Raw genomic sequence first — 7,964 nt, forward strand, 5'->3', positions numbered from 1 at the left:
CCACTATCTAAATCAATAATATGTATATCTGGATCATTATCATTATATACCCAGTTTCCAGATAACTGAGATGACAAAGACAAGTCATGAATAACTTTTATCATTGCCTGTAAATTTTTAGGCAATAGCTTATCCTTTGACATACAGCCAATTCTATATGCGCATTGATTCATTGATATTTCCCCAATTTCAATGATGACTTCGAAAGTTCGTTACTTAAAATAATAAAATGTAAATATTTAAAAAACAAAATAGAAGCAAATTAGTATAATTAGCTTCTAGAAATAAATATAGATATCTAATCTAACAAGAAAATTAATAAAAATTTAATTTCCAATATCAAAAGATAAATATATTCAAAAATAAATCGCACAACATTATATTTATATAGAGATTATAAAACAAGAAGATAATTTAAAATTTAATAGAGCCGAATGTGGTAAAAAATTAAAGCCCCCAAGTTTAAGTTAAATACGGGGGCTTAATTACTATAGTCGAAAATTATGACTATGGCTCAATTGGGGCAAACGGTGGAACAACATCTGCATTTTGTGCACGATGGCGTAGGAAGTGGTCCATTAAAACAATGGCTAGCATTGCTTCTGCAATTGGAGTTGCTCGTACACCTACACATGGGTCATGACGGCCTTTAGTTAAAACATCAGTATCTTCACGGCTTAAATTAATCGTTTTACCTGGTGTTGTAATACTAGCTGTTGGTTTTAATGCAATAGCGACGCGAATCGTCTGACCACTCGAAATACCGCCTAAAATACCGCCTGCATGGTTCGCCAAGAAGCCATGACTAGTCAACTCATCACGTGTTTCATGACCAAACTGCCCAGCAACTGCGAAACCATCACCAATCTCAACACCTTTAACAGCATTAATACTCATCATGGCATGAGCAATGTCAGCATCAAGACGATCAAAAACAGGTTCACCCCAACCTACAGGAACTTTTTCAGCTAAAATCTCTAACTTAGCACCACAGCTTGTTCCTTTTTCACGTAAAGATGTCACCAATGCTTCAAAACGAGGAACAGCATCTACATCACCACAGAAAAATGGATTATTCGGAACTTCATTCCAATCCAGTTTTTCAGCAATTTCATTACCAATTTGAGTAACATGGCCACGAATCAAGATGCGAAACTTTTCTGCTAAATATTTTTTAGCAATCGCACCTGCTGCAACACGCATAGCAGTTTCACGGGCACTCGAACGTCCACCACCGCGATAATCACGGAAACCATACTTTTGTGTATAGGTATAGTCCGCGTGACCTGGCCTAAAAGTCTGAGCAATATTGCCGTAATCTTTCGATTTTTGATCAGTATTACGAATAAGTAAACCAATTGGCGTACCAGTAGTTTTACCCTCAAACACACCAGAAATAATTTCGACTTGATCAGGCTCTTTGCGCTGAGTCGCAAATTTTGATGTACCCGGCTTGCGGCGGTCTAGATCTTTTTGTAGATCTTCTTCAGTTAAGTCAAGACCAGGTGGCACGCCATCAACAATTGCCATTAGGCCAACACCATGAGACTCACCACATGTCGTTACACGAAAGAGTTGTCCAATACTGTTCCCTGCCATATGTACAACTCCTTATGCTTGTTGCTGTTCAAATAGTTTTCTATAACGACGACATTGTTCGGCGGTTAAAGCAAAAATCCCAGAACCACCTTTTTGGAAAGTAAGCCAATTGAAATCAATAGTATTGAAGTTCTGACGCATAGCCCATTCAGAGTTACCCACTTCAATGACAATAAGACCATCTTCAGTTAAATAGTCTGCCGCTTGTGCAAGCATTTTACGAACTAAGTCTAAACCATCTTGGCCTGCTGCCAATGCAAGTTCAGGTTCATGTAAAAACTCTTCTGGTAAGTCAGCCATATCTTCGGCATCAACGTACGGAGGGTTACTTACAATCAAATCATACTGATTTTCAGCAGGAATCTTGGCAAACAAGTCAGACTCAAGTAATGCAACTTGATATTGCTTATTGTGGTGTTCAACATTAATTGATGCTACTTCTAAGGCTTCTTTAGAAATGTCCGTAGCATCTACTTCAGCATCTGGGTAAGCATAAGCCAAAGCAACAGCAATACAACCAGAACCTGTACACATATCTAAAATACGCTGTGGAGTTTTAGGTTTTGCATTTTCTGGCAGGTTGTTAAGTGCTTCACGCATTTGACCATTTTCATCTAAGCAATATGGTGCAAAACGTTGTTCAATTAATTCTGCAATTGGTGAACGCGGAATAAGTACACGCTCGTCCACATAAAATGGCTTATTAAAGAAGTAAGCTAAATTTAATAAATAAGAAGTCGGAATACGATCATTAATACGACGTTCTAACAAACTTAAAAATTCTGCTTTTTCACTTGGTAATAACTTGGCATCTAGAATTTCTGCGTCTGCTGACCATTCAAGAGATAAGGTTTGTAAAACTAGTGCAGAACTTTCTGCAAAATAATCTTCAGTACCTTGTCCTAAATGTGCATCATGTTGACGTAATGCTGATACCCCAAAACGAATAAAATCTCGAATTGTTGATAAATTTTCAGCAGCTTCCTGTAAATGTTCAGGGCTAATCGTCGGTCGCTCCACTTAGGCGTCTCCAAAGGCAAATTTTGCAAAGTGACTATTCTACTGAGTGAGACCAAGCAACGCAACGCTTTGCCTTGTGAAGCAGTGTTTTACACACCTATCTCTAACAATCACAGCTTAAAATCAGAATACTTTGTTTTAATTAAGAAATAATGAACTTTTAACAAAGGATAGATTTCGTCTATGAAATAAAAAAGCGGTCTTTAAAGTTTGACCGCTTTTTATGTTTAGTTAGTTTAAAGCTTAAGTTTTTCTGCCACATAATCCGAATCTTTGTCTCCACGACCAGAAAGATTAACCACAATCATGGTTTCTTTCGGCAGCTTTGGTGCTTCTCGTATTGCCCATGCGACAGCGTGTGAGCTTTCAAGCGCAGGAACAATTCCTTCTACACGAGATAAGGTCATAAAAGCATCCAAACATTCTTGGTCAGTTGCAGTGCTATATTCCACACGGCCTAAATCTTTTAAGAAACTATGCTGAGGCCCAACACCAGGATAGTCCAATCCTGAAGCAATAGAATGCACGGGTAACGGTTCACCAGCTTCATTTTCAAGCACGTAACACGCCATACCATGAATTTGACTTGGTTTACCTAATGTTAAAGTTGCCGAATGCATGTGAGTTTCTAAACCATGTCCTGCTGGTTCAACCCCAACCAATTTTACATCCGAATCATTTAGAAATGCTGTAAAGGCACCGATTGCATTTGAACCGCCACCAACACATGCGACAACATAATCTGGGTTTTTACCAAAACGATGATGCGTCTGCTCTTTAATTTCATTGCCAATAATCGATTGAAAATCTCGAACCATTTTTGGAAATGGATGTGGTCCAACCACAGAACCAATTGCATAAATAAAGTTTTTAGGGTCTTTTAAATATTCTTCAAACGCGCTATCTACAGCATCTTTTAAGGTGGCTGTACCACGTGTTACTGAAACTAAATGAGCACCCAAAATTTTCATTTTGACCACATTAGGGTGTTCTTTTTCAATATCTACTTGTCCCATGTGAATTTCACATGGAATACCAACTAAAGCACAAGCCGTTGCTAAAGCAACGCCATGCTGTCCCGCACCTGTTTCAGCAATAACTTTCTTTTTGCCCATATATTTGGCAAGTAGAGCCTCACCTAAACAGTGATTAATTTTATGGGCACCCGTATGATTTAAGTCTTCACGTTTTAAATAAATTTGTGCACCGCCTAACTGCTCAGAAAGACGTTTTGCGTGAAATAAAGGACTTGGACGACCTACATAATTTGAAAAGAGGTCTGATAATTCATTTTGAAATTCTGGTGTATGGCGAATTTCTTCATAAGCAACATTAATTTCATCCATTGCTTCTTTTAAATGCGGAGGAATAAATTGGCCTCCATATTCACCAAAAAATCCCTGTTCATTTGGCAAAGCAATACCATTAATTTGATGTTGCATATCATCCCTCTTTTTAAATTATTAAAGTTATCAAGTTTATCGAGAAAGGTAACGCGTCAAATCCTCAATGCCTTTTAAGGTCATTGGATACATATGGTTTTCAAAAATCTCTTTAATCCAACCAATGGTTTGAGTGTAATGCCAATACCCTTCAGTTTCAGGGTTTAACCATGCTGTTTTATCAAAATGTTGACGTAGGCGACGTAACCAAACCTCACCTGTTTCATCATTCATATATTCAACCGAGCCACCTACCGATTTTAGCTCATACGGTGCCATACTGGCATCACCCACTACAATTACACGATAGTCGCGTCCATAGGTGTGAAATAGATCCCATGTATTCATGCGGGTTGCTGTTCTTCGGTAGTTATCTTTCCAGACATAGTCATAGAGACAATTATGGAAATAAAAGTATTCGAGTGTCTTAAACTCACTTTTAGCAGCGCTGAAAAGCTTTTCACATTGGGCAATGTGTGCATCCATCGACCCCCCGACATCAAATAACATGAGTACTTTGATTCGATTACGGCGCTCTGGCACCATCTGAACATCCAAAATACCTTGTTTGGCTGTTTCTCGAATTGTACCGTCAACATCTAACTCTTCAGCTGCACCTTGGCGAGCAAATTTTCGTAAACGTCGTAAAGCAATTTGCATCTGACGAGTTCCAAGAACTTGGTCATCATCTAGATTTTGGTATTTACGTTGTTCCCAGACTTTAACTGCCGAACGTTTACGCCCTGGTCCACCAATTCTGACGCCTTCTGGATGGTCACCAAAAGCACCAAATGGTGAAGTTCCACCTGTGCCAACCATACGGTTACCACCTTGGTGTTTTTTATGCTGTTCGCGTAAACGCTCTTCCAGCATTTTCATCAGTTCTTCTAAAGAACCCGCTTTTTGAAGTTCAGCTCTTTGCTCTGGTGTTAAATGCTTTTCGAGAAGTTCTAAATCGAACCAGTCTTTTGGTAATTTATGAACTTGCTTGAGCAACTCATCGATATCAAAAGTTTCAATGCCATCAAAGTAATCTTTCATGGCACGATCAAACTTGTCAAAAAAGCGCTCATCTTTAACTAAAATAGTTTTAGCAAGTTGATAGAACTCTTCTTGGTCGGCAAAAACCAAACCTTCACTTACAGCACGGTTTAAGTCAATAAGTTCACGAGTGGTAACTGGAACACCATATTTACGTAAGGTGTAAAATAACCGCACAAACATGGGTTATTCCCTCCTTTAACGTCGAGACATGAAAGCCAAACGTTCGAGGAGTTGCACATCCTGCTCGTTTTTGATCAGCGCACCATATAAAGGTGGAATAGCTTTAGAGGTATCTCGATTGCGTAATACATCTTCTGGCATATCATCTGCCATGAGTAAGCTTAACCAATCAATTAACTCAGAGGTTGATGGTGGTTTCTTCAAATTAGGAATTTCACGTAGTTTAAAGAAAACCTGTAAAGCTTCGTTTACTAGTGTTGCAGAGATATTTGGGAAATGAACCGCAATAATTTCTCGCATTGTGGCTTCATCTGGAAACTCAATATAGTGGAAGAAGCAACGACGCAAGAAAGCATCTGGTAATTCTTTTTCATTATTTGAAGTAATAATTACAATTGGGCGTTGCGTTGCCGTAATTGTTTCATTCGTTTCATAAACATAAAAAGACATTTTATCGAGTTCATGCAATAAGTCATTTGGAAACTCGATATCGGCCTTATCAATTTCATCAATTAATAATACGCAACGCTCTTCACTGGTGAAAGCTTCCCACAATTTACCGGGTTTAATGTAGTTCTTAATATCGTAAACTCGGTCATCACCTAACTGGCTGTCTCTTAAACGAGAAACTGCATCATATTCATACAACCCTTGCTGCGCTTTGGTTGTAGATTTGATATGCCAAGTAATCAGTTTTAAACCTAAACTTTGTGCTACTTGTTCAGCAAGTAAAGTTTTACCCGTGCCCGGTTCACCTTTAATCAGTAAAGGCTTTTGCAAAGCACGAGCTGCTTTTACAGCAAGCTTAAGACTATCAGTCGCGATATATTGATCTGTACCGGTAAAATGTTGGGTATCAGCAGACATGTAAAGACCTTATTTTTCTATTTCAATGGTTAGATGGAACGCATGTTTTTGTTTGTTGAATATTTTGACCAACAATATCCAATCACCAAACCTAGACCAACGACAAACAGAATTAAAGATAAATTCGACCAAATTAACGGACTATCTTTAGTTAAAACACCAAAAAGAAGTCCAAAAATAGCAGGTGCTACAGATGCATTCGGTCCTTCAGACACTGTTGGTGTAACTAAAATAGCGAATACAATCAGCCAGCTAATTGCACCCAGAGTTGTAGGAAGACGGCGCATTAATCGCCACCAACACCACAAAGCAATAATAGCGCCTATTCCATAAGCTGTTAAAGCAATAACACCTTCAGGAATAACATCCAAAAAAGAAAATAATTGATTCATTATTCCAGTTTGATCTTCACGCACCACGTAAGCCCTCTGGTTCAACTGCATTCGGGTTAATTAACCCTTCTGGCGGCATCTGAATAAAGAAACCTTTTGTTTGTAATGAGTCTAAAACATGTAAAACATTAACACGCGCCAATTTACGTGTTGGAGCTAACTCTAAATGCATGACAAACGTTGCACGACCAAACGCTTGTAGAACAGCTTCAGGAACATTTTCAAACGGATCAGCTTGCTCCGCATCGTCAGGATAGTTTGGACGAGCAATATACATGTACATTTCATCTTTTTTGCTCGATCTATAAATATCACAGTGCATTTCAAATCAACTCTTGAACTAAGGACAGCATACATGAAAAAAAACGACACACACACGCAGGTTTGTTTACGCATCAGTCGTTTTTTTAATTCGTGAGAAATATTAACCTACAACAATGATTAAGGTCGATAATAACTTTGTTCTAAACAGGAATCAGATTTTACAAAACACAATATAAGATATTGATTTTAAATATTAAAATTAAAAATCTATTTTACTAAAATAAAAGCAGTTTTAGGATTTTTTAAAAAAGTATTCATCATCAAATGCTTGATAATAGTATTCTTGCAAGATTTATACTTAAGCTAGCAAAAATAATAAATTTCTTTTTCACTTATTTAAGAAAATACACTTGAGTAAAACTTTTAACCACTTCACTACACATCACCAGACATTACTTAACTTAGTTGTTATCTGAATATGTTTCAATAATAAGTCTCTTGTTCATAGATATGGAGGACGAAATTATGCCTCGTGGTGATAAAAGTGCTTATACCGCAAAGCAAAAGCGTCAGGCCAAACATATTGTTGAGAGTGAAGTTGATAGAGGTCATTCTCAAGAAGAAGCCGGAAGAATTGCATGGTCGACCGTCAATAAACAAGATGGTGGCGGTAAGAAAAAGTCTCACTAAAACAAACATTAAATACTTCTTTAGCTTGGGCTAAAGAAGTGTTTTTATTTAAGTACGTGTTAATTTTTTCTAGAAGACGCGAGTACTTTTTATATAGTCATCGCTTACTTGATTTAAGGCATTCAAAATAGCGCTATCATCTTGGCTCAATAAAGCTTTGTTAATACTTTCCATATAAGCAATGAGTTGAGTTTTAGAGGCATAAGCAAATTCGGTTGTTACAGCTTCATCTTCATATAAGATTACGTAACTACGTGCGAAACCATAGATTAAGTAGACTGCTGCTTTTTCTTTTGTATCTTTAGATTCTTTAAGAAACTGTTCACAAGCATTTTTTAAATTTTTAAATGCATCTGTGCCAGTAGAGTGATTTTTGAAAGATAAAAGAATTGTTTGGAAGTTCATATCTATATTCCACTCAAAAAATAAAACTACAGAAGAAGATGGAAGCTGTCAAATAATAAAC

At 37.4% G+C, this 7,964-nt stretch carries 9 protein-coding genes and 1 pseudogene; 1 reads left to right on the forward strand and 9 read right to left on the reverse strand.

Features of this window, described 5'->3' with window-relative positions; translation table 11 throughout:
* The 8 genes and pseudogenes from HUN22_RS18200 to HUN22_RS13860 all read right to left on the reverse strand — a co-directional run.
* Positions 1-173: pseudogene (locus HUN22_RS18200) on the reverse strand (hypothetical protein); the annotation flags it as partial.
* Between the two features lie 334 nt (positions 174-507).
* Positions 508-1,599 (reverse strand): chorismate synthase, encoded by a 1,092-nt coding sequence (gene aroC / locus HUN22_RS13830; protein WP_174730444.1) that lies wholly within the window; start codon positions 1,597-1,599, stop codon positions 508-510.
* A 12-nt stretch (positions 1,600-1,611) separates the two neighbouring features.
* Positions 1,612-2,619, reverse strand: coding sequence for a 50S ribosomal protein L3 N(5)-glutamine methyltransferase (prmB, locus tag HUN22_RS13835; protein ID WP_016141110.1), 1,008 nt, complete (start codon positions 2,617-2,619; stop codon positions 1,612-1,614).
* A 236-nt stretch (positions 2,620-2,855) separates the two neighbouring features.
* Entirely contained in the window at positions 2,856-4,061 is a 1,206-nt protein-coding gene (trpB, locus tag HUN22_RS13840; RefSeq protein ID WP_174730447.1) for a tryptophan synthase subunit beta, read from the reverse strand.
* A gap of 36 nt (positions 4,062-4,097) precedes the next feature.
* Positions 4,098-5,285: a vWA domain-containing protein gene (locus tag HUN22_RS13845; RefSeq protein WP_002113937.1), complete on the reverse strand. Its 1,188-nt coding sequence runs from the start codon at positions 5,283-5,285 to the stop codon at positions 4,098-4,100.
* Between the two features lie 15 nt (positions 5,286-5,300).
* Positions 5,301-6,152, reverse strand: a complete 852-nt coding sequence (locus HUN22_RS13850; protein WP_002113662.1) for an AAA family ATPase — start codon at positions 6,150-6,152, stop codon at positions 5,301-5,303.
* Positions 6,153-6,181: 29 nt separating this feature from the next.
* Entirely contained in the window at positions 6,182-6,568 is a 387-nt protein-coding gene (locus tag HUN22_RS13855) for a hypothetical protein (RefSeq protein ID WP_046812660.1), read from the reverse strand.
* Entirely contained in the window at positions 6,561-6,866 is a 306-nt protein-coding gene (locus HUN22_RS13860) for a YcgL domain-containing protein (RefSeq protein WP_016141114.1), read from the reverse strand. Before HUN22_RS13860 ends, HUN22_RS13855 begins: the two co-directional genes overlap by 8 nt.
* Before the next feature lie 467 nt (positions 6,867-7,333).
* On the opposite strand from HUN22_RS13860, the gene HUN22_RS13865 reads away from it, so the two are divergent.
* Positions 7,334-7,498, forward strand: a complete 165-nt coding sequence (locus tag HUN22_RS13865) for a hypothetical protein (RefSeq protein WP_174730450.1) — start codon at positions 7,334-7,336, stop codon at positions 7,496-7,498.
* A 69-nt stretch (positions 7,499-7,567) separates the two neighbouring features.
* Here the strand turns inward: HUN22_RS13865 and HUN22_RS13870 are convergent, their stop codons facing one another.
* Positions 7,568-7,903: a hypothetical protein gene (locus HUN22_RS13870; RefSeq protein WP_174730453.1), complete on the reverse strand. Its 336-nt coding sequence runs from the start codon at positions 7,901-7,903 to the stop codon at positions 7,568-7,570.
* Positions 7,904-7,964 lie beyond the last annotated feature (61 nt).

Source organism: Acinetobacter lactucae, from assembly GCF_013344765.1.
GTDB classification, from domain to species: Bacteria; Pseudomonadota; Gammaproteobacteria; order Pseudomonadales; family Moraxellaceae; genus Acinetobacter; species Acinetobacter lactucae_A.